This window comes from Gilliamella sp. Gris3-2, assembly GCF_001690345.1.
Lineage (GTDB): Bacteria > Pseudomonadota > Gammaproteobacteria > Enterobacterales > Orbaceae > Gilliamella > Gilliamella bombi.
Window position 1 is genome coordinate 18,177 of record NZ_LZHB01000073.1, and the last position, 24,078, is coordinate 42,254.

Annotated in this window: 19 protein-coding genes; 9 read left to right on the plus strand and 10 right to left on the minus strand. The window is 32.6% G+C overall.

Annotated elements, in window-relative coordinates:
* Positions 1–10: 10 nt before the first annotated feature.
* Both A9G32_RS11005 and yaaA read right to left on the minus strand, forming a co-directional pair.
* Positions 11–970 carry an AEC family transporter gene (locus A9G32_RS11005; protein ID WP_065589805.1) on the minus strand — a complete coding sequence of 320 codons (960 nt, stop codon included), beginning with the start codon at positions 968–970 and terminating at the stop codon, positions 11–13.
* Between the two features lie 10 nt (positions 971–980).
* On the minus strand, positions 981–1,754 hold the full coding sequence (gene yaaA, locus A9G32_RS11010; RefSeq protein ID WP_065589806.1) for a peroxide stress protein YaaA: 774 nt from the start codon (positions 1,752–1,754) through the stop codon (positions 981–983).
* Between the two features lie 73 nt (positions 1,755–1,827).
* On the opposite strand from yaaA, the gene A9G32_RS11015 reads away from it, so the two are divergent.
* Positions 1,828–2,055, plus strand: a complete 228-nt coding sequence (locus A9G32_RS11015; RefSeq protein WP_034910542.1) for a YccJ family protein — start codon at positions 1,828–1,830, stop codon at positions 2,053–2,055.
* A 6-nt stretch (positions 2,056–2,061) separates the two neighbouring features.
* The gene (gene rnz / locus A9G32_RS11020) at positions 2,062–2,979 is read left to right on the plus strand and encodes a ribonuclease Z (RefSeq protein WP_065589807.1); all 918 of its coding nucleotides are present in this window, start codon (positions 2,062–2,064) and stop codon (positions 2,977–2,979) included.
* Positions 2,980–3,036: 57 nt separating this feature from the next.
* Here rnz and argE read toward each other — a convergent pair whose 3' ends face one another.
* The 4 genes from argE to cmoA form a co-directional block, all read right to left on the minus strand.
* Positions 3,037–4,200: an acetylornithine deacetylase gene (gene argE / locus A9G32_RS11025; protein ID WP_141672699.1), complete on the minus strand. Its 1,164-nt coding sequence runs from the start codon at positions 4,198–4,200 to the stop codon at positions 3,037–3,039.
* A 239-nt stretch (positions 4,201–4,439) separates the two neighbouring features.
* Positions 4,440–10,460 carry an alpha-2-macroglobulin family protein gene (locus tag A9G32_RS11030; RefSeq protein WP_065589809.1) on the minus strand — a complete coding sequence of 2,007 codons (6,021 nt, stop codon included), beginning with the start codon at positions 10,458–10,460 and terminating at the stop codon, positions 4,440–4,442.
* 233 nt (positions 10,461–10,693) lie between these two features.
* Positions 10,694–11,662 (minus strand): tRNA 5-methoxyuridine(34)/uridine 5-oxyacetic acid(34) synthase CmoB, encoded by a 969-nt coding sequence (gene cmoB, locus A9G32_RS11035; RefSeq protein ID WP_065589810.1) that lies wholly within the window; start codon positions 11,660–11,662, stop codon positions 10,694–10,696.
* Positions 11,663–11,699: 37 nt separating this feature from the next.
* Positions 11,700–12,431, minus strand: a complete 732-nt coding sequence (gene cmoA / locus A9G32_RS11040; RefSeq protein WP_065589811.1) for a carboxy-S-adenosyl-L-methionine synthase CmoA — start codon at positions 12,429–12,431, stop codon at positions 11,700–11,702.
* A gap of 72 nt (positions 12,432–12,503) precedes the next feature.
* Here cmoA and A9G32_RS11045 point away from each other — a divergent pair, with 72 nt between their 5' ends.
* Together A9G32_RS11045 and rnd are read left to right on the plus strand one after the other, a co-directional pair.
* Complete coding sequence (locus tag A9G32_RS11045) at positions 12,504–13,649, plus strand: metallophosphoesterase (protein ID WP_141672700.1); 1,146 nt, start codon at positions 12,504–12,506, stop codon at positions 13,647–13,649.
* A gap of 28 nt (positions 13,650–13,677) precedes the next feature.
* Positions 13,678–14,760 carry a ribonuclease D gene (gene rnd, locus A9G32_RS11050; protein WP_065589813.1) on the plus strand — a complete coding sequence of 361 codons (1,083 nt, stop codon included), beginning with the start codon at positions 13,678–13,680 and terminating at the stop codon, positions 14,758–14,760.
* 27 nt (positions 14,761–14,787) lie between these two features.
* On the opposite strand, the gene A9G32_RS11055 is transcribed toward rnd, so the two are convergent.
* Positions 14,788–15,480, minus strand: coding sequence for a 5'-methylthioadenosine/adenosylhomocysteine nucleosidase (locus tag A9G32_RS11055; RefSeq protein ID WP_065589814.1), 693 nt, complete (start codon positions 15,478–15,480; stop codon positions 14,788–14,790).
* Positions 15,481–15,578: 98 nt separating this feature from the next.
* Here A9G32_RS11055 and A9G32_RS11060 point away from each other — a divergent pair, with 98 nt between their 5' ends.
* Together A9G32_RS11060 and A9G32_RS11065 are read left to right on the plus strand one after the other, a co-directional pair.
* Complete coding sequence (locus A9G32_RS11060; RefSeq protein WP_065589815.1) at positions 15,579–16,349, plus strand: SDR family oxidoreductase; 771 nt, start codon at positions 15,579–15,581, stop codon at positions 16,347–16,349.
* Between the two features lie 27 nt (positions 16,350–16,376).
* Complete coding sequence (locus A9G32_RS11065; RefSeq protein WP_065589816.1) at positions 16,377–17,246, plus strand: co-chaperone YbbN; 870 nt, start codon at positions 16,377–16,379, stop codon at positions 17,244–17,246.
* A gap of 58 nt (positions 17,247–17,304) precedes the next feature.
* Here A9G32_RS11065 and map read toward each other — a convergent pair whose 3' ends face one another.
* Positions 17,305–18,093, minus strand: a complete 789-nt coding sequence (map, locus tag A9G32_RS11070) for a type I methionyl aminopeptidase (protein ID WP_065589817.1) — start codon at positions 18,091–18,093, stop codon at positions 17,305–17,307.
* Between the two features lie 220 nt (positions 18,094–18,313).
* Between map and rlmC the strand changes: the two genes are divergently transcribed.
* From rlmC to A9G32_RS11085, 3 genes are all read left to right on the plus strand, one after another.
* Positions 18,314–19,456, plus strand: coding sequence for a 23S rRNA (uracil(747)-C(5))-methyltransferase RlmC (rlmC, locus tag A9G32_RS11075; protein ID WP_065589818.1), 1,143 nt, complete (start codon positions 18,314–18,316; stop codon positions 19,454–19,456).
* A 252-nt stretch (positions 19,457–19,708) separates the two neighbouring features.
* Positions 19,709–21,277: a glutamate--cysteine ligase gene (gene gshA / locus A9G32_RS11080; protein ID WP_065589819.1), complete on the plus strand. Its 1,569-nt coding sequence runs from the start codon at positions 19,709–19,711 to the stop codon at positions 21,275–21,277.
* A complete protein-coding gene (locus A9G32_RS11085; RefSeq protein WP_065589820.1) occupies positions 21,270–22,049 on the plus strand; it encodes an endonuclease/exonuclease/phosphatase family protein in 780 nt (259 codons plus the stop codon). Before gshA ends, A9G32_RS11085 begins: the two co-directional genes overlap by 8 nt.
* Here the strand turns inward: A9G32_RS11085 and A9G32_RS13300 are convergent.
* Positions 22,030–23,265 carry a transglycosylase SLT domain-containing protein gene (locus tag A9G32_RS13300; protein ID WP_065639678.1) on the minus strand — a complete coding sequence of 412 codons (1,236 nt, stop codon included), beginning with the start codon at positions 23,263–23,265 and terminating at the stop codon, positions 22,030–22,032. The genes A9G32_RS11085 and A9G32_RS13300 overlap by 20 nt on opposite strands.
* A 121-nt stretch (positions 23,266–23,386) precedes the next feature.
* Positions 23,387–24,031 (minus strand): hydroxyacylglutathione hydrolase, encoded by a 645-nt coding sequence (gloB, locus tag A9G32_RS11095; protein WP_065589822.1) that lies wholly within the window; start codon positions 24,029–24,031, stop codon positions 23,387–23,389.
* Positions 24,032–24,078 lie beyond the last annotated feature (47 nt).

Sequence of the window (24,078 nt, forward strand, 5' to 3'; positions counted from 1 at the left end):
TCAATCAAGATTAAGCAAAAGGTAACTGCAACATAATAGATAAAATCAATGGCGTTGTGATAGAAGACAGCGTCGTTGATATTAGCAAACTAGAAGCAATAGGGCCTTGCAACACTTCAAACTGCCTTGCCATCATATAACAATTTATCGCGATTGAAACCGAACTGAGTAATACCACCACTTGCAATTCTAAAGCTGGTAGTCCGATGAGCTTACCTACAATATAAGTAACAATAGGTAACACAGTCAATTTTAATGTGCAGATAGCTGTTGTAATTAAAAGTTTATCTCGAATTTTATATTCAGCCAGCCCCATTCCTAAAACAATTAATGAAAGAGGTGCTGTCATCTCACTCACCATTTTTGTTGATTTATCGATAAAGTTAGGTAACGGTAAACCAATAAAATTTACTAAAATGCCTGTAAAAATTCCAATAATAATGGGATTTTTTGATACATTTTTAAAGGCTTTAACAATCCCTTTAGTTGAAAATTTTCTCATTTGCACAAATTCAATTGATACGGTAGCAAGTGTCCATAAAATCAGAGCGTTAAATATAACAATAATGGCTACAATGGGGATTGCTTTCTCGCCAAGTAGCATTTTGATGATGGGAATGCCAACAAAGACGGTATTAGTATAGATACCACCCATAGCAAAAAGTGTACTTTCTGAACCTGTTAATTTAAATAATTTTGATGCAACCAAACAACCAAACGCAAAGACGATAAATGATCCACCAAAAAAGACAAATAACACTTTTATATCGATTTGCGACTGTTCAGAAAAATGACTCATAATCTGAAACAGCATTATGGGGAATGCAATATAAAAAGTAAATTTAGTTAAGCTGTCGGTTACTGTTTTTTGCCAACGACCAATTTTAACAGCTAAATATCCTAATAAAATTAAGATAAATAAAGGCAAAGTAGATAAAAACTGTGCCCATAATGTAGTAAGAAATTCCATTATTATTATTTTATTGATGATTGCGTATAAAGTACCATTCTAAGTCAGTTGATCGTTTCGAATCAAATTGATAGCCTTCTAGATTAAAACTTTTAATATCTTCACTTTTTTCAATGCAATTTTTTATAATATATCGGCTCATCAATCCACGTGCTTTTTTAGCATAAAAACTGATAACTTTATAGGTATCTTTGTTTTGATCTAAAAAGATGGGCTGAATAATAGTTGCGTTTAATTTTTTTGGTTTGATCGCTTTGAAATATTCGTTTGAGGCTAAATTGATTAATGTGCGATGTGATGATTTGGCTAGTTCGCTATTAAGGTGTTGAGTTAATTTATCGCCCCAAAATTGATAAAGATTAGTGTTATCGCCATTTTTTAAGCGGATACCCATTTCTAACCGGTAAGGTTGAATTAGGTCAAGTGGTCTTAAAATACCGTAAAGACCTGATAATATTCTTAAATGGGATTGTGCAAACTGTAGATTTTTATCAGTAAAATCTTCAACATGTAATCCTTCATAAACATCACCTTTAAAAGCAAGTATAGCTTGTCTTGCATTTTCAAGATTAAAATCACTATGCCAATCTTTAAATCGCTCATAATTAAGTTCGGCTAATTTTTTGCTAATAGACATTAAGTTAGCTAAATTCTCAACACTTAGTTTTTTGCAATCTTGAATAAGTTTTTTAGTTAAGTCAATAAATTGAGGAAGTGTGTAATTTGGGGTTAATAATGGAGATTGGTAATCCAAAGTTTTCGCCGGAGAAATAATTGTTATCATACGTATTTAGCCTATTGTGTTTTGCAGTAAATAGGTTTATTTTACCTCTAATTCAACTCAAAGGAGTAGCAAAATGAACATCGATAAAAAAGAAATACATGATATTAAATCTTGGGCTTCTGTTCGTGAAACCTCGATTGAAATTGCTGAGGCTATTTTTGAGCTAGCTAACCATGATGAAAAACTTGCCGAACAAATTTGGTCAGAAGGTAGTGATGAAGTGTTGAAAATTGCGTTTTCTAAAACCAAAGCGGATAAGTTGTTCTGGGGTGAGCAGACTATTGAACGTAAAAATGTTTAAATCTTTATGAATTTGACTTTTTTAGGGACAAGTGCTGGTTCCCCAACATTACAACGTAATGTGAGCAGTATTTTATTGGATCTTAGGCAAGAGCGGGGTAAGTTCTGGCTTTTTGATTGTGGTGAGGCAACTCAGATGCAAATGCAAAAAGCCAAGTTTAGTCTTGCTAAACTTGAGATCATTTTTTTAACACATCTACATGGCGATCATCTGTTTGGACTACCAGGTGTTTTAACTTCCCGTTCCTTGATGCAGAATCAATCTCCTTTAACATTGATCGCTCCGAAAGGAATTAAAATCCTTATCGAAACTGTTATTGAAATTAGTTATTCTTGGTTAACCTATCCTCTTAACATCATTGAGCTTGAAGAAAATTGTATCGTTTTTGAAGATAATCAGTTTCAAGTAGAAGCAAAATTATTACAACATCGTGTACCGTGTTTTGGTTATCGTATTATCGAAAAAGATCTACCTGCTCAGCTTAATATCGATAAATTAAAGCAAGATAATATTCAGGCTGGTCCTTTTTATAACGATCTTAAAAATGGTAAAACAATTACACTTGATGATGGGCGAATAATTAATGGCACAGATTACTTAGGTCAAATTAAAAAAGGCCGAAAGTTAGCAATTTTAGGTGATACTATTCCTTGCCAAACCTCAATTGATCTTGCTAATGATGTTGATTTGCTTGTTCATGAAGCAACCCAAGAACATGCTTTAGTTGATAAGGCTATTGAACGTGGTCATTCCACCACTGTACATGCGGCAACGATTGCCAAACAAGCTAATGCCAAAAGACTTATAATGACTCATATAAGCCCAAGATATAATTTGAATAACAATAAAAAGTTAGTTAATGAAGCAAAAAGTGTTTTTGCAAATACTGAAATCGCTACCGATTTTGCAACTTTTTCCATTTAGTTAGATTTATTTTATAAAATTTCGCCGATGTTATTTTATCGGCGAATAAAAAACAGATTAAAGACAAAAATCCTTAATTAGTTGTTCTATTGCTATTTTAGTTGGTTTTAAAAAGTCCATTGAAATAAACTCATCGGGCTGGTGTGCTTGTTCAATTGAACCAGGTCCTAATACAATCGTTGGTGAAATTTGGTTTAGGTAGGGGGCTTCTGTGCTGTAGTTGACTGTCTGCGCACTATGACCGACTAATTTTTCAATGTGTTGTAATGCTGGATGATCTTTTTTACACTCATAGCCCGGAATTGGGGCAACTTCGTATTCTATAGCAATTCGATTTGGATATTTATCCATAACGGGTTGCAGTGCTTCACAAAGCGCATGATAAAGTGAATCAACATCGTTATCGGGCAATACACGAATATCAATCACTAGCTCACAACAACCGCAAATACGGTTGGCCGCATCCCCCCCGTGAATAACACCTAAATTTAGAGTAGGGTAAGGAACGCTAAACCCGTCATTATGATATTGTTCTTTAAATTTTTGTTTTAGTACTAACAAGCGTTCAATGACTAAATTCATCACTTCGATAGCGTTAATACCTTTATCGGGATCGCTAGAATGCCCTGATTTACCAATGACTTTAATGGAATTAGAGATAAATCCTTTATGTGCTCTGATGGGGATTAACGATGTTGGTTCGCCAATAATAGTACAGTCAGGTTGTAATTTAGTATTCTTCGCAAAAAATGCGGCACCAGCCATTGAAGTTTCTTCATCGGCGGTGGCAAGGATATAAATGGGTTTAGTTAACTTTTTAAGATCAATATCACGCAGCGCATCTAAAATAAAGGCAAAAAAGCCTTTCATATCAGCGGTGCCAAGTCCATATAACTTATTATTTTCTTCCGTTAATTTAAAGGGATCTTTACTCCATTGCCCATCATCAAACGGAACAGTGTCACTGTGTCCACTTAGCAATAAACCACCTTGGGTTTTATTTTCGCTATTTGAATAAGTAGCTAACATATTATATTTATGACGAGTATTAGGAACAGGTTGGATATCAATAGCAAAACCTAAATCTTCAAACCAACAGGCTAACTTGTCGATGAGTGGTTTGTTAGAATAATCTAATTTCTTGTTAGTAACGTTACTAATTGTTGGTATTGAAATTAGTTCGTTATATATTGTTAAAAAAGACGGTAGGGCCATAAAAATTACCTTTAAATGTTAAACGAAAATATATTATTTTATAATGCTATAAGCATAGCATTTACCTTTTCATTTGCCTATCAATAACCTTATTGTTTCATTTTCTGTTTTATATTAAGCATAAAATTAATTTAATCGTTTGAATATTAAAAGCAAGGTTTAGAATACGTTTTTTATTATTATCGTTATCTTTGATAAAAACGGGCTATAAGCCCGTTTCAGTGATTGATTAACTGTAAAAACAACTATTGTTGTGGGATGATTCTTATCTTTTGCCCACCTTTTGATACGGCTTGAATATCACGATCATACATTGCTTCACCAAATGCAGGTGGAATGCTATAGATTCCTACATTAGTTGCTTTTATTTGATAGGTGAATTCTTGTATTTTATTATTATAAGTTGAACCATAAATAATAACACGATCTTCACGTACATCTGTATATTCAGGATACCAAGTGTATTTTCCTGTTTTTATACTAATTGGTGAAATCCAGCCATAATTTTCATCATAATCATCTTCTTCATAGTCATCATATTCTTCATTATCTTGAATATATTCGTCATAATCTTTTTCCTGAGAATTTATTGGTTGTTGTACTACTTCAAAACCACCTGGTAGTAAATCAACAATGGCAATATTAGTTGCACCTTCATCTGCTAGTGCTCGGATTCTAACTGTTACGTTAATTTTATCGCCAAGTTTGACTTGTTCAACAGGTTTGCCATCAAGATCAGTAAATTCACGATATACTTCAAGCCCCCTTTTAATTGGCTCTTTAGGGATATCTTTGTCATAACCTTGTTCAGACAGCATATACCAAACAGGTAAGCTTGATTTATTAGTTATGCTTAATTGTGCATCTTGATCATTAAACTTGCCTTTAGCTAAAATTCCACTTAAATTTGCAATAATTCTTTGTTTTTCTGCATCCTTTGATATTGCATTAATTTCAAGAGTATCTTTAGATAAATTTGATTGTTCAATGCTCTGCGAATAACTACTTAAAGCCAATATTGTCATTGCTGCCGATTGAGTAGTATATTTTTGTTTATTTAGCATGATAACCATATTTTCTAATGCTTGTGCAGGAATATCTTTTGCTTTTTCAGGAAAATGTTTGCTAATTAAATAGATTTTTCCTGCATTAACGACCAGTGGATCATAATAGTTGTTTAGCCACCAAGCACGATCATATGCAGCTTCTAATTGTTGCCAAACAGGTTTGATTAATTTATTTGCTTCTTTATCCATCTTTAACATTTTATATGATGAAGCTAAATACATTGCTGTTATATCTTTTTTCCATGAATCATCTTTTCGATTAAGATTGCTAATGGTAGAGGCTAAATAGCTTGTTGTAACTTGATTTTGCCTTGTTAATAAATAGATAGCATAAGCACGTACTCTTAAACCATAAGTACTAGTATCACTAGATTCAGCAATTGTTTGCAAATATTTATTAGCATTATCAAGCATTTTTTGGGGAACTTGATAACCCATTTCTTTTGCTTCAAGCATAAAGTTTACTGCATATAATGTAATAAATGGATCAACATTATAAGTTGAGTACCATAAACCAATTGCACCTTCACTATTTTGGCGAGATTGCAGCACTTGGAATAATTCTGATAATGGAGCTATTCCTTCTTTTGAGGCCAGATCAAATTCCTTATATTTACTAGCGATCAAAATAGGAATCGCGCGACTAACAATCTGTTCAGAGCAATAATGAGGATAATCCTGCAAATAGGTACTTAGGCCTTTACTTAGTATGAATGGTGAATAAGCTGCAGCAGCTTCACGTTTACTTAAATTATTATACATGTCTCTAAAATCAGTAAACGTTTGTTTATGATCTGCCATTCTTCCCATTCTTGTGATTAATCTGTATTCAGTTAATGGCCGTATTGAAAGGCTAATATCACGAGTAATTGTTATATCATTATAGTTGGCGGAAAAGTGAAGATCGCCATTACCAAGCTGATCTGTTGCTTTAAAGTTAAATTTTAAAACCCCATCTTTGCCATTAGCCAATTCGATGGTTTTTTTATTATCACTCGTGATTGATAGATTAGGAGTGGTTGAAACTTTAACATTAATAGGAATTACTTTATCACCAATATTTTCAATAAGATTAGTTACGTTTAGTGAAACTTCAAACTCATCATTTGGTGCAGCAAAATATGGGACATTAGGTTGTAAAACAATATCATTATGTACTGTTGTTGACATTTGAGTATGTCCCATTGTTTTGTCACCAACTGATACTGCCATGATACGAATTTTGCCATTAAAATAATCAGGCACTTTATATTCAATGGTTTTATCGCCATCGACATCGATAATACCTGACCAATAAGCTACTGGTTCATCTATTTTCCGTTTAAATGGATTTAAATGATTTGATAAGACATCATCATTATCACCATCACCACCAGGTGCTGAAGCTGTTATTAAATGTCGAAATTCTGGCAATATAAGATCTAAAATTTGCGACGTTCTTACAGATAGTGCTTTTTTGCGTAAGAAGCTATTTAATGGATCTTTCAGTTTATAATTTGAGACTTGCAAAATTCCTTCGTCTACGGCAAATACAACTGCTTTTTGTGGCGTATTTGTGTGTATTGTAATTGGTAGCGTATCTCCTGGTTTTATCAGTGATGGTGCTTGTAATACGATTTTATCGTTAAATTGATCATTTGAAATTTTGAAAGGTATAACACCGTAACTAAGTGGACTCATAAAAATTTCATCTGAATTTGGATCACGAATAAATTGGACATTAATATAACCATTACCACCAATGTCTTTTGGTAGGGTTATTTTTTGTATTGAGCTTGTTGTATCTGTGTGGAACCACTTCCAAGCATACACTTTGTCGCGCTCAATAGTAATAATACCACTACCTACATAAGGAGCTGTTATTGAGACTTCTATTTCATCACCTGGGTTATATTGTGCGTCTTTAATTTTTAATGAAAGCTCCGCATTACGGTCTAAATTACGAGTAACATTCGCTTTACCTACAATAGAGTATTTACCTTGGTAAAGTAATTTGTCATCATTATTTTTGATTTGAATAATATAATTACCAGGATTTTTACTATCTAATTGATACCTAGTTTTATCTTGATTAATCTTAAATGGTTGTTCAGATAGAACCGATTCTTTACGGCGTGATTCATATTTATAAACTCCTGAAGATTGTCTAACTAATACCGATAGATATTTTTCTTCAATTAAAACAAGTTTTAGATCAGATAACTCTATTTTTTCTAAAGTCGGATTTATCGCTATAAAATCAATATGACGAACTGAATCCCTGTTAATATATCTTAAATTGCCATCCGCTTTAGCTCCGACTAAATAATCATTTGGTGAAATAAAGGTGCTTGCAGTTGTCGCAACGCTTCGTCCACTATCAGGCTCAAAAACATCGGTTAACATTCTTAGCGTGTAGTTTCCTTCAAAGCTTTGTATATTGTCATTGAGATTGAGTTTTACTATACCGTTTTCATCTGTTGTTTTTTCATCTAATTCAACTTTAAAACTATTTCTTTCACCAGAAATATTTTGGTAGAAATAGTAATCTTCATATTTTTTGAAATAAGGTGTTGATGGTTCAAGAATTAATGTATTTGTGACTCGACGATTAGTTGCATCAGTACCGATTAGGTTTTTGGCTTTAATCTCAGCTTGGATATTTTCAGGTTTTAACCAACCATCTTTTATTTCTGGCAACAACTTAAGAGAAACAGCAGTTTTATCTGGTTCAAATTCACGAACTACAACCGAACTTGAGCCTAATAGGATTCGCGATTCTTCATCATCATTTTTCAAATATAAATTAATATACCAATCACCAGTAGGGGATTCATAGTTAGTTTTATAGCTAAGTTCATTAAAACCTGATTTATTTAGTACAATCGATTTTTTGAGTGCTAGATTGGATTTTGGATCGTAAATTTCTGCTTCTACGGTGATACCCTCTAAGGAATTAGTCCATTTTTGAGCTCTAACTATGGTACCTATATGGAATGTGTCGCCAGGGCGATAAACACCTCGATCTGAAAAGATGTGAGATCGTAACTCCCCACCTTCAAGGGTTTCACGAATGCCGCCGATATCAAAACGAGATAGATTTAAATTTCTTTCATAACTTTTGATTGGTAAAAATGATAGGTCACGGTCTTTTTCAACAACATATAAAAGAGGCTTGATGCCTTGATAATATTCAGACAATGGTGCAAAACGAACATGACCATTATCATCTGTAGTTTTAGACGTAATAGCAATCCCATTCATGCCTAGAACTGAAACTTTAGCACCGCTAACGGGTTCGCCTGAACTTATTGATTGAATAAAGAGATCATTGGATTGATCAAGTGACTTTTTGGCGATAATTCCTAAATCAGTAACGACAATAAAGCGCGAAGCCATGAACTCATATTTAGTATCTTTTTTATCTTTTCCATAAAGTCTTAACAAAAAGACACCACGATTCTTATTCCCATTTGTGTTAGCAGTTAAGTAACGAGTTAAATCGACATTTGTGTATTTAACTTCTTCAGGAGCACCTGTAACGTCTTTAGTTATGCTGTATTTTTCAATAAAATGATCATTATCCAATTCGCCAAAATTCATATCGCTAAATTCGTAACTTTGATTAAAAGCTACTAAATGTTGAAGCTGTGAAGGGATAACGCGATCTATTTCTAACTTCATCTGCTCTATATTGCGCGATACTATAGGTAGTTTTTTCTCGCCAGATAAAGATAATAAAGAACCTGATGCGGCAAAATCAAGATAAGTTGGGTAACTAGGAACTGTTAATATTGTCTGATAATCTTGTTTTAAAAAATACCCCTCTTGAGAAGATAAAGGTTGATTAACTTCAATATATACCTTTGAGTTTTGTTCAGTTTTAAATTCAAAGCTAATTTGATTCTGATAAGCAAGTTCAGTATCAATTGGTTTTATTGATATTGGAGTTGCTCTTTCGAGTATTTCTGGTGTTACATTGTATTTTGTTTCGTATCTACCAGAAGATCTATTGTAATAGCTTTCACTATAAGAACCATTGTTATTTTCAGGTAATTGCCAAACTTTGATTGCTTTCGATATATCTTCAGATCTTACGGCATGACTTAATGATAAAACTAATACCTGCTGTATTTTTTCATTGCTTTTTTCAACCAATGTAAGCTCTGTTCTTGTAACACTTAAATGATATTTATCTGGTACAGTTACACTATTAGTTATATCATAATTCATTGAGTTACCACCTAAAGTTGATCTAACCCCTTTGTTAATTGTTATTTTTAAATAACCTTCTTTATCAAGTAAGGGAATAGGTGCGCTCTTTATATATGCGATTTTGTCATTATCACCATAGGTTATAGTAAAATCGACATGGTTTAAGAATTCATCATCGTTTTTTTCGTATGAATTGTCAGATTTCTTCTCTTTTTCATAAAGCGATAAAATAATATTTTTTTCAAAGCTTTGCCTATCAACAGGATGACTAAATCTGATTGTATTTATGACGTTCCTAATATTTGTTTCTGTAGGGTTGGAATAAAGCTCACCTCGATTTTTGAAATTATATTCAAAATTAGGAGAAATAAAGGAAAAAGTTGCACTATTTTTTTCTAGTTCGCTATTTTCAGCCAATAATTTTGACTTATCCAATATGACTGTATATTCAATACCAAGTGGCCACTTTCTCTCTTTTGGTGTGAATTTTATTGTTGAATCATTTGACCATATCCATTTTCCCTCAATGTTTGGTGAAATACTAATACCTTCTGTTATTTCATCTTTATTGATTGATTCTAGGGGAATTGGTGGGCGTTTAGCACCGGTGAATTGGATATATATTATATCGTTACTTGTACTTGGTGGGACTAATTTAGCTGAATAGGTATTTATTACTATAGGTGCTGGTTCAATCGGTTTTGGGCGGTTTAAATACCAATGATAGGCATAATTTCCTGAAAAATAAGCAATAAATCCTAAAATAATACTTGCGCTAATTATAGTTTTTATTTTTTTTAATACAGAACCTGTCGCATAGTAAAATCTTTTTGCATCAGGTAACCAACTTGGTGTTGACCATTTAATATCGCCAATAATTGGGCTAAATAGCCAAAAAATTCCTTTTATTAAAATAAATAAAAAAATAAGAAAGGTACTAATTATTTCCCAAGCCTTTTGCAGTATATTAAAAGGTAACAGCAAAATAAATTTGAACAACTCCATTGTTTATTTCCTATTTCTAAAAAAAATTAATGATTTATATAAAATAATTATATTTAAACACATAGTTACCTGAAAGTTTTTGACAACACTTTTTTTGTCTTTTAGTGATAGATGTTAGTCAATTAAAAAATAAACCAAATATAACTTAAGATACTATGATTTTTTACATTTCAAGGCAACCTGTAGCGGAACCTTAATTCATAAAGCTAATAACGCTTTTTTTTATTATATTATTATTTTTTTGCGATAAAAACAGCTCGCATTGGGGCAGGGTAGCCTTCAATTGTTTTGGTTGAATCATCTGGATCTAAAAAGTTGGCCAGAGAATCTGATGTCATCCATTCAGTTTTGCGTTGTTCATCAAAATTAGTTAATGATATATCAACCATTCTTACATCTGAATACCCACATTTTTCCAGCCAATTAATCATTGTAGGAGTAGAAGGTATAAAATAGACATTACGCATTTGTGCATAACGATCACCTGGCATTAACGCTTGATGTAATTCTCCATCAATAACCAAAGTTTCAAGTACTAGTTGTCCACCTTCAACCAATTGCTCCTTCAATTGGAACAAATGATCAAGAGGCGAGCGACGATGATATAAAACCCCCATTGAAAATACGGTATCAAAAGCATTAAGTTTAGGGAGATGTTCAATTCCAAGTGGTAATAAATGTGCTCGCTGATCGTTACCTAGTAGTTTACGAATAGCCTCAAATTGGCATAGATAAAGCGCCATAGGATCAATTCCGACAGCAAGTTTTGCTCCAGCGCCAATCATTCGCCATAAATGATAACCACTGTTACAACCCACATCTAAAACAATTTTATCTTCTAAACAATCAATATGATTAATTAAGCGTTCCCATTTCCAATCTGAACGCCATTCTGTATCAATATCAATTCCATACAAGTGAAAAGGACCTTTGCGCCATGGCATCATATTTTTTAATAATTGTGTTATCCTTTGCTGTTCACCTGTAGAAAGAGGCTCTTTTGATTTCGCTGTGACACTATGTAATAAATCAATTTGATAAGGTGAGATGGATGGTAAATGTTTAATACTGTTTAGCCATTGATTAAAGCGACTATCTATGTTTTGTTTTTGCCAATTTGCGAGTTGTGCAGGTAATACTTCAAGCCAACTACTAAGTCTATTTTTTGCGATAATCTGGTAAAAATCACCAAAATCAATCATTCTGTTATCCTTTATCAATTACGCTTAAATTAATCTGTTATTTTATGGCAATAATAGATCCAAAATTAAAACATTGGAACCAAGTGTCAATGTGTTTAAAACCAGCTTTAAATAGTCGCTGTTTATGTGTTTCGATAGTATCTGTTAGCATGACGTTTTCTAGCATGTTACGTTTTTGACTGATTTCAAGCTCACTATAGCCGTTAGCACGTTTAAAATCATGATGCATATTAAATAGTAATTCATCAATGCAGGTATCACTAAAACTAAATTTTTCAGATAGGACTAAAATGCCATTTGGTTTTAACGCATTATAGATATTATTTAAAACACGTTGACGATTTTCAGGAGTTAAAAATTGTAAGGTGAAGTTGAGTACAACCATTGATGCGTTTTGCATGTTAATATGGCAAATATCATCACAAATTACGTCTACAGGTGTGCTTGATTTGTAGGATTCAATATGCCGCTTACAACGTTCAACCATTGGCTGAGAATTATCAACCGCAATAATATGGCAATTTTCTTGATTGACATTGCGTCGAATAGATAATGTAGCAGCGCCTAATGAACAACCTAAATCATAAATCATTGAATTAGGTTGTACAAATCTTCCAGCTAGCATGCCGATCATCGAGATAATATTAGAATAACCAGGAACAGATCGCTGCACCATATCAGGAAAAACTTCGGCAACTTTCTCATCAAAAGTCCAATCCCCCAATTTTTCAATAGGTGTGATGAATAATTGGTCTTTTTTAATATCCATAAAAAGTTATTGGTACGAAAAAAAATAATTTTGTTATCATATCATTATTCGTCTTCAATTGTTCAGATAATTATGAGTTTTATTTATTTTTCTATTTTATTTATGATGATAGTGATCAGTATTTTAATGATTGCTTATTTAGGTAAACGATGGGCATTTTGGTTCAATTTTCATTTTACTGGTTATTCTAAAATCATCTATTGGTTAATTGTTGCAATTGCTGGATTATCACTGGTGCTTTCTAGGGCATTAGATGGTATTTTTAATAAGCTATCTCTGATTTTTAATATTATTTTTGCTGGATTTTTGTGTAGTATTTTTATTTTATTGATTTTTGATGCGATCTATTTGCTCTGCAAAAAAAAATTAAAGCCTAACTTACTGCTTAGAATTGTTTATGTGAGCTTAGTTTTTTCACTATTTTATTACAGCCATGAAATGGCAATTAGTCCGAAAACCGTTTATTATCAAGTAAAAATAGATAAACCTGCTCATGTTGAAAATCTGCGTATTGTGCAGCTTAGTGATATTCATATTAATGAATTAACTTCGAGTGGATTTATTCAGCAAATGATAGATAAAGTAAATCAATTAAATGCAGATTTTATTGTAATTACAGGTGATACATTAGATAAACGTTTGGCGCCCTTTACAGAACTAGGTTTTGATAAGCAATTTCAGCAGTTAAAATCGAAACATGGTACCTACGTTATTTTTGGAAACCACGAATATTTAAATACTAGAAATCAAAATAATAGTGAAGAGAATATTATTAATGCTTTTAAGCAAGCAAAAATGAATGTTTTAAAAGATGATATTGTATACCTTGATGATATAGGAATTACATTAATTGGGCGAGATGATTTTTCTTCTGTACTTTATGATGTGAAAAGATCAACATTAACTGAGTTGATGATGTTTGCAGATACAAATACACCCGTTATTTTATTAGATCACCAACCCAAAGATCTTACTGAACCAGCAAAGTTAGGTGTTGATTTAATGATTTCTGGGCATACTCATGCTGGGCAAATATTTCCAATCAACCTTATTGAAAAACTAATGTATAAAAACGCTTATGGTTTGTATCAAAATGAAGATAATAATTTTACTAGCATAGTAAGTAGTGGATATGGTTTTTGGGGACCGCCTATACGCTTAATGACTCGCTCTGAAATTGTGGTGATTGATGTTGTATTTAAAAAAAGTACACAATAAATAGATTTATTTAAATAGGAATTTTACTTTGTCTTATCAACTTATTGTTAATAATGATCAGCTAGCTGAGTTTTGTTCAAAAATCGAAAAAAGCTCAGCGATTGCATTAGATACAGAATTTGTACGTACGTGTACATTTTATCCACATTTAGGGCTATTGCAGGTCTTTGATGGAAAACATGCTGCATTAATTGATCCAATCACTATTAGTGATTGGCAAGATTTTTTAACGATCTTAAAAAATCCTAAAATTGAAAAGTATTTCCACTCGTGCAATGAAGATATCGAGGTTTTCCTTTATTACTTTGGAATGGTGCCGACTCCTATTATTGATAGCCAAATATTGGCTTCTTTTTTAGATAATCCGTTAAGTTCTGGTTATGCCAGTTTAGTAAAAAAATATTTAGAAGTAGAGCTAGATAAAAGTGAAACTCGAACAGACTGGTTAAAACGACCATTAACCGAAAAACAGTGTGAGTACGCTATTAATGATGTGTTATATCTTTTTCCATTGGTAAACATTCTAAAATCACAATTAACCGAAAATGATTATTTGCAAGCCGCTTATCAAGAGTGCCAAATGGCGGTGGCTCGTAAATGTACAGTGATAGATCCAAACAATGCTTATCTAAATATTAAAAATAGTTGGCAATTGAAAGGGAAAAGTCTAGGTCAATTGTATAAATTAGCAAGTTGGCGATATAAATTGTCCAAAGAGCAAGATATCGCTTTAAATTTTGTTATACGTGAAGAAGTTTTGTGGAAAATAGCACGTTATTTACCCTCTTCATTAGCTGAACTTGATAAATTAGGGATGAAAGGTAAAGAAATTCGTTTATATGGGCAAAAAATTCTCGATATTTTATCTGAACCGATACCCGAGGTACCACTTATTCGTAGAATTAATACTTATCCCGATTTCAAGAAGATCTCGGATGAATTAAAAAAAGCGGCTCAAATCATTTCATCAAAAACAGGGCTTAATCAAGATTTGTTACTTTCACGGCGATTAATCAATCAATATATTAAATGGAAAATTGATAAAAAAGGTGACGTACCAGAAATATTAACTGGTTGGCGTCAACCCTTGTTTAGTGAATATTGTTTGTGACATCAGTATGCTATTTTTGAAAAGAGTTTAGGCTAGCTCGCTTAACATTGATTCAACAATTAAGGACGATTGTGTGGCTGCAAGTTTTAAAAATGACTGAAAATCCATTGCAGATTCATTATCACCATTATCTGAGATTGCTCTTACCACTACAAACGGTACCTTAAATAGCCAGCAGACATGCCCAATTGCTGCGGCTTCCATTTCTACCGCTATGGCATTTGGAAAGGTTTGTTTGATTCGTTCTAATGTATCTTTACCATTAATAAATGCATCACCACTACCAATTGAGCCTTCAACTGCATTAACACCTTGTTTTTTTATACATGATTTGGCTAATGATTGATATTGTTGGCTTGCTTCAAATACAACTGGGCAACCGGACATTTGCCCTGGTTTATAACCAAAAGCGGTTAAATCGGCATCATGATAAAATACGTCTTTTGATACGATAATGTCACCAATATTGAGTTCAGTTGAAAGTCCTCCAGCTGAACCCGTATTAATAACGGCATCAACCTTGTAATTATTTAATAATAATGTTGTGCCTGAAGCTGCGGCTACTTTACCAATGCCTGATTGAAGTAGAACTATTTCACAACCGGCAATTTGACCAAGGTGAAAATCACAACCTAAATGGCGTTCAACTTGATAATGGGTAATTTTACTTTTTAATATGGCAACTTCTTCTTCCATTGCGGCAATAATAGCGATTTTCATACGATCCTCTGGCTTAGTTTGGGTAACTTCTATTTAAGTGTGATATCATAATTGCAGAAGATTAGCTTGACAATATATGAATAAAACGGAGATAAAAATTGAAAACAATTTTTATTACAGGCTGTTCAAGTGGAATAGGACTTATTTCAGCCATTGCATTAAAAAAACGTGGTTATCGCGTTATTGCGTCTTGTCGCAAAAAGTCTGACCAGCAAAAATTAATTGAACAAGGATTTGAAACTGTATTACTTGATTTAGATAATCCTGATTCTGTTCATTTAGCCGCTAAAGAAGTGTTAACTATGACAGGCGGACAATTATATGCATTATTTAATAATGCCGGCTTTGGAGTATATGGGCGATTAGCAACAATTAGCCGAGAGCAGTTAGAGTCTCAATTCTCAACCAATTTCTTTGGTGTACATCAGTTAACTCAGTTACTACTTCCTGCAATGCTTGCAGAAAATGAAGGACGTATTATTCAAACCAGCTCAATTGTTGGCATTGTTGCCACTCCTGGTAGAGGAGCTTATTCAGCAAGTAAATATGCTTTAGAAGCATGGTCTGATGTACTAAGATTAGAATTAGCTAATACCAATATCAAAGTTAGTTTAATTGAACCTGGGCCATTAAAAACGTATTTTTCAAATAATGTTAATCAAATAGAAAAAGAAAATATTGTAAAAAATCCACCTATTGCCAAACGATTTACGTTACCGCCAGAAGCTTTGTTACCTTACTTATTTCATGCGCTTGAGCATAGAACTCCCAAAATACGTTACAGGGTAACAAAAGTAACAAAAATAGCGGCTATTGCTAAACGTTTGCTTCCTGATAGATTAATGGATAGAATTTTAAAAAATAAATAATGAATCAAAGTATTCTTAGGACATAATATGCAAAATCAATTTATTTTTGATGTTAATGAACAAAATATTCAAGAGATTATAAAAAGATCTTCTCAATCCCCTGTGTTGTTTTATTTTTGGTCATCAAGAAGTCCCAATTATGAAGCAATGACTCAAACTTTAACTAAATTAGCTAATGAACATCATGGTCAATTTATTTTGGCAAGTGTTAATTGCGATGAAGAGCAAATGCTGGCTGCTCAATTTGGTTTGCGGGCCATTCCAACTGTTTATTTATTTCAAAATGGTCAACCTGTTGATGGCTTTCAAGGTCCTCAATCCGAAGAAACCATTAAAACTTTTTTAGAAAAAGTGCTACCAAATGAAGATGAGCTTAAATTAATTGAAGCTCAAAATTTATTTCATGAGGCTAAATATGAAGAAGCATTACCACTGTTACGGCAAACCTGGAAATCACTAACCGATCATTTGGGTAAACCAAGAACCGATATTGCATTAATGCTAATAAAATCACAAATTGAACTTAAACAGCTAAGTGAAGCAAAAGAAGTGCTGGCAACTATTCCGCTACAAGATCAAGATTCAAGCTATCATGGATTACAAGCCGAAATTGAATTACTTGAACAAGCGGCTAATTCACCAGAACTACAACAATTACAGGCAGAATTTGCTCAACATCCTGATAACGTTGAACTAATGATTCAATTGTCTTCCCAATTAATGCATGTAGGACGTCATGAGGAAGCATTAGAGTTGTTATTCAAACCATTGACAAAAGATCTTAATGCTGGTGACGGGCAAGTGAAGAAAACATTACTCGATTTATTGGCGGCATTAGGAACAAGTAATCCGTTAGCTAGTAGTTATCGACGTAAATTGTATACTTTATTATATTAAGATTTATGAAATTTAATAAAGTGGATTCAACAATAAACTATTGTTGAATCCACTTTATTTAGTGTTCAATAATGCGAGGAAAATCTTCGTTACTGCGTAATGTTAAGACTTCAACTCCATTTTCAGTAACCAAGATTGTGTGTTCATACTGAGCCGAAAGTCCATGATCTTTGGTTTTAACTGTCCAGCCATCTTTCATGGTACGAGTACGCCAATCACCCGTATTTATCATTGGTTCAATGGTAAAGGTCATTCCTGGTTTTAAAATTACACCGCCGTCATCAGCGTCATAATGTAAAACTTGAGGTTCGTCATGATAGACTTCACCAATACCATGACCACAATATTCCCGAACTGAAGAAAAACCAAACTTATCGACATATTTTTGTATCGTTTTACCAATTTCCTTTAAACGAATGCCAGGTTTGATAATTTTAATCGCCTCGTAAAGGCTCTCTTGTGTAACTTGGCATAATTTTTCACCTGTGATAGTTGGCTTACCAGCAATGTACATTCTAGAGGTATCGCCATGAAAACCATCTTTAATAACTGTCACATCAATATTTAGAATATCGCCATCTTTTAACTTTTTGTCAAAACTTGGAATACCATGACAAACCACATCATTAATTGAAATACAACTAGTATGTTGATAACCATGATAACCAATATTAGCCGGAATAGCTTTTTGGACATTGACGATATGTTCATAACAGATCTTGTCTAGTTCACCTGTAGTAATACCAGGTTTAACATAAGGCTCTATCATTTCTAAAACTTCAGCAGCGAGTTTGCCTGCTATACGCATTTTTTCAATTTCAGCAGGGGTTTTTAACTTTATAGACATTAATTTTTTCCTTTAATATTAATGACAATATCCTATCATACAGCGCTATTTCGTCAAATTATACCAGAGAATTAATTATATCTTTTTCTTATATTCCTATAATTTTTTTGTAAAAAAGTTTCAGGAAAATATGTGTTTTAGTATAAAATTCAAAACTATTGTTATATTCGTTCGATATTCTGTATATAATTATACCCATTATAAAAAGGCTTTAATCGCAATGCAATGTCGCTTTTACCAACAAAAAAAGTGTTTATCTTGTCAATGGATTGAACATCCTTATCATGTACAACTGGCAGAAAAACAAAATAAGTTATTACAACAATTAATCCAATTTAAACCAAACAAGGTTGAAGAACCTTTTGCTAGTCATGAAACCGCTTTTCGTAATAAAGCAAAGATGGCAGTGTTAGGTAGTGTTGAAAAGCCCGTTTTAGGTATACAAACGGGGAATGAGGCCGTCGATTTATGCGATTGTCCTCTTTACTCAAACAGTATGCAAAATATCTTAAAACTTGTTCGAACTTTCATTCGTAAACAAGGGCTTATTCCTTATAATATCAATAAGCGTAAAGGGGAGTTGAAATTTGTTATAATTACTGAAAGTAAAATTGAGAGTACGAGCAACTTTATGTTGCGATTTGTTTTAAAATCACACAAGTTTGTTGCTAAAATAAATGATTCTATTAAACAATTACAAGACAAAATTCAAAACTTAGACGTAATCTCGATAAATATTCAACCAAATCATGCGGCTATTTTAGAAGGTGAAGAAGAAATAGTCTTAACTGATAATTCATTTCTTCCGATAACTTTAAATAACACTCCTCTTTTTATTAAACCTAAAAGCTTTTTTCAAACAAATCCATATGTTGCCAGCAGCCTTTATAAAACAGCAAGTGACTGGGTCACAGATTTACCTATTCATTCTATTTGGGATATGTTTTGTGGGGTAGGTGGTTTTGGGTTAAGTTGTGCTAACCTTGTTGCTGAGAAAAATATTAGCCTTACAGGTATTGAAATTAATTCAGACGCAATTGAGTGTGCAACTAAATCAGCAAAAAAATTAGGTTTTAAACAATTAAACTTCAAAGCATTTGACGCAACACAATACGCTACAGCTCAAAAAAATGTACCGGATTTAGTTTTACTAAATCCCCCAAGACGAGGGGCAGGTAAAGTACTTATGCAGTATTTGAAACAAATGGCACCTAATTATATTATGTATTCAAGTTGTAACTTATTTTCATTAGTTGATGATTTAATGTTACTGCCAAATTATCAAATCCAAAAAGTAAAATTATTTGACATGTTTTCGCATACTTCACATATGGAAGTATTAGTTTTATTGCAACGATTATAAATAAAATAGATTTATGATAAATATTATATGTGCTATTTCCTATCCATGAAATAGCTGTTATTTTTTTAAGTTGCCATGTATTTAAGATCGAATTTTTTGTAATAAAAATAGTAAATTATAGTTTTTAGGATTGCTATGTTACGGCGTATAATACTAATTTATTCCAAGTGTTGTCATAAATTAGCCCATCGCATAATTTTAAATTATGTTAATATAAATATTAAATAACTACATTTTAAGGAAGCGCAAAATATGATTCCTGATGTCTCAAAAGCACTTAGTTGGTTAGAAAAACACTACACCATTTTACAAGGTATTCAACGTGGTATTGAACGAGAAACTTTACGTATTTTGCCTGATGGATCATTGTCAAAAACGCCATTTCCTTCAAAAATTGGTGCTGCGTTAACCCACCCTTGGATAACAACTGATTTTGCCGAATCAATGTTAGAATTTATCACGCCAGTTAATACTAATATTGATTATATGTTGACGTTTTTGCGCGATTTGCATCGTTATGCTAGCGTAAATATTGGTGATGAAATGATGTGGCCTTTAAGTATGCCTTGTTTTGTTGCAAACGAAAAAGATATTATTCTTGCTCAATATGGTACTTCTAATGAAGGTCGCTTTAAAACGATTTATCGTGAAGGATTGAAAAACCGCTATGGTGCAATGATGCAGACCATTTCAGGTGTTCACTATAATTTTTCACTACCAACTGCATTTTGGCAAGCAAGAGAAGGGGTTAAAAATACTGAAGAAGGCAAAGCTGTAATTTCTGAAGGTTATTTTACCTTAATACGAAATTATTATCGTTTTGGTTGGGTTATTCCTTATTTATTTGGTGCATCGCCATCAATGTGTTCTTCATTTATTCAAGATCCAGTTAAAGCACAAGCCTTTATTGAACAAACAAATGGCAATTGCTATTTGCCTTATGCAACTTCTTTAAGATTAAGTGATATTGGATACACCAATAATGCTCAAAAACAGCTTGGTATTACTTTTAACCATTTAAATACATATGTTGAGGGACTAAAACGTGCAACGCGCACAAAGTCTGTAGATTTTGCTAAGTTGGGAATTAAAGCAGATGGGCATTATCGCCAATTAAATGATAATGTATTACAGATTGAAAATGAGTTTTACGCACCTATTCGACCTAAACGAGTGCCAATGGCAGGGGAATCTCCATCGGATGCACTTTTGCGTGGTGGTATTGAGTATATTGAAGTAAGAGCATTAGATGTTAACCCATTTTCGCCAATAGGAATTACTGAAGATCAAATACGTTTTATAGATCTATTTTTAATTTGGTGTGCACTAGCACCAGCACCAGAGATGAGTAGTAAAGAACTTGAATGTGCTAAATTGAATTGGAATAAAGTCATAATAGAAGGGCGAAAACCAGGACTTGAGATTGGTATTGGTTGTGAAAGTAATCGAGAGCCATTATCTAAAGTTGGTCACGAATTATTTAAAGATTTGTTACGTGTTGCTGATGTTTTAGATCATCAAGATGATATGCAGCGTTATCGTAATGTTTGTGAACGTCTAGATTTAATGTTTGATCAACCAGAATTAACTTTATCAGCAAGAACATTGCAAGCGATAAGTGATTTAGGTACAGCTGAATTTGGTTTAGCTTTAGCAAATCAATATAAAAAACAACTTATGGTAGAACCTTTAGCATTATTAACTGAAGGCGATTTTGTACAACAACGCCATTTATCTATTGAGAAACAGATAAAGAAAGAGCAAGGAGATACTTTATCTTTTGATGAATATTTGGAAAAATTGAACGCCAAAAATGTTTAAAAAGCGCTGTTATACTTTACGTTATCAGGCAGATAACAAAGTTGAGTTGGTTTTACCTAATCAATCAATAGTAGTTAATACGCCATTAATTGATCAAACATCGTTTTCTATTTTAGTTTGGAATATTTTTAAACTAAAAAGGGCTGATTGCATTGATATACTCAAAAACTATGTTGATAAGACTAAACTTATTTTGTTACAAGAAGCTCAAACAACATCGCCGTTACTAAATTTTATTTCACAACACAATAAAATTGCGGATCATGTTCCAGCATATTGTTTTAACGATATTTATGCTGGAGTCATGACAATTTCAGACACTTTGCCAACCTCACTTTTTTCTTTTAGAGAAAAAGAACCATTAATCCGTGTCCCTAAATCTGCTTTAATTACTATTTATCCTATTAGCAATTCCAAACAACAGTTATTAGTTGCTAATATTCATGCCGTAAATTTTAGTATTGGCGTAAAAGTTTATCGCCAGCAAATACACATGCTATTAAATCATATAAAAGAGCATACTGGTCCAGTGATTTTGGCCGGTGATTTTAATGCATGGAGTCGGCAACGATTAAATTTGTTGTATCATTTTGTCCGTTCAATTGAACTTAAGCCGGTTAATTTTTCAGTAGATGTTCGAAAGAGATTTATGGGCAGACCACTTGATTTTGTTTTTTATCGAGGATTACAACTTAATGCGGCTGAAATTATTAGCACAACCGCATCAGATCATAATCCTTTATTAGTAAATTTTAGATTGGATTTGCGTTGACAAGATTAATTGTCAACATATCACCTTCTTGAACTCTAGAATTCTTTAGATTATTCCATTGCAAGATATCGGTAATTTTCACACGATAATTTTGAGCTATAGAGTAGAGGCTATCTCCTGCTTTAACAAGATAAACAATCTTTTTTACATTTTTGGAAAAACTATCCTTACTTACTATACTGTTACTTTGAATAAAACTTGTTCTAAATTCAAACGCCATATTAGAACGAGGAGTATCTTGTAAAAGCTCTGTAATTTCATTCACAACAAGGTTTTCTGCTTGTAGCTTTTTGAATAAACTTTTAGCATGAGCATAAGGAACAAGCAAATGGAAAGGGCCATTTACTGTTTGTTGCACATATCCAGCATTATAAGTAGCTAACTCATCAAGTGATAGTTCTGAGTATTTAGCAATTTTAGCAAGAGAAATATTTTTTGATATATCAATTCTAACGAGTGAATTTTCATAATTACAATCAGGTAATTTAATTCCATATCGTTTATTATTCTTAACAATATCAATAATTGCTAAAATTTTAGGCACATAGTGCATAGTTTCTGTTGGTAAGTCTAGCGACCAATAATTAATTGGTAAACCTTTAGCCTGATTTCTCTCAATGGCTTTTCTTACTCGACCTTCACCTGCATTATAAGCAGCCAAGGTCAATAGCCAATCACCATCAAAACGCTTATTTAAATTTTGTAAAAGTGAAATAGCTGAATTAGTCGATGCAATTAGATCTCGACGAGCATCAAACGAACTACTTCGCTGTAGTCCATACTCCTTAGCTGTAATAGGAACAAATTGCCATAATCCTGCAGCTTGAGCAGAGGATGTAGCAAGTGGGTCATAAGCGCTTTCAATAAGAGGAATTAAAGCTAGCTCAGCAGGTAAGTTATTTTTATGAAGCTGATTAATAATGTAATAAACATAAGGCTCTGAACGTAACGCAACGGCTTCAAAACCTTTAGGATTACGTAATAATCGTTCTCTTTCCGCGCTAACGCGACTATTTTCTGGAACATTAGCCTCAATCTGATTCAGCATATATTGCCATGGATTTTGAGTGATAGATACATAATTACTGGAACTATTTGTATTATTAGCTGTGTTTTTTGAATACTTTATTCTAACAACAGGATTATATCGTGGTCCATGATGCTGACATGCGATTAAAAACAAACATAACGCTGTAAATATTAATAACTTTTTCATTAGTCCGTAAATTTTACCTAAATTAAGATTGGCATTATACCTAAAAAATATCTTTTTGGCTTCTAAAAAAACAAACAATTCTAATTCATTATTAATTTTGAACTTATTTTGTAATTTAGTTTCATGACATCGTAAAATAAATTAATTTTTTTTCGTCAGATAAATTAGACGGTAATGTTATTAATTTATTAGAAATCGAATCTAAATAGCTTTCGATATTTTTGTCATCGGGCAGCATTTGGGACGCAAATGCTAAATTTGATAAAGTATATTCATGACCTGCACAGATTAAAGTATCATTAGGCAGTTGTTTTAATTGTTTTAAAGAATTTAACATTTGTTCATGAGTACCTTTAAAAATCCTTCCACAACCGGCTGAAAATAAAGTATCTCCGGAAAATAAATAGGGCCTGCAAAAATATGCCAAATGACCAAGAGTGTGCCCTGGTACTTCTATAACTTCAAAACTAAAATCACCAATACATACTTTATCTTGTTTGATAAGATAATTAATTGGTAAATTGATTTCACTTGGACCGTAAACTTCAATATCTTGATATTGAGCTTTTAATTCGTTTACTCCTCCAGTGTGATCAATATGGTGATGAGTAAGTAAAATTCCAAGGGGTATTAATTTATGCTTATTAATATAATTAATAACAGGTTCGGCTTCCCCAGGATCGATAATTATGGCTTGGTTACTGGCATTGGTTAGAATCCAAATATAATTATCCTTTAAGGATGCAATGCTATGTAGTTTATACATTTTAATTTTTTACCATTAATTATAAATTATGTCGTTAAAAGCAAATA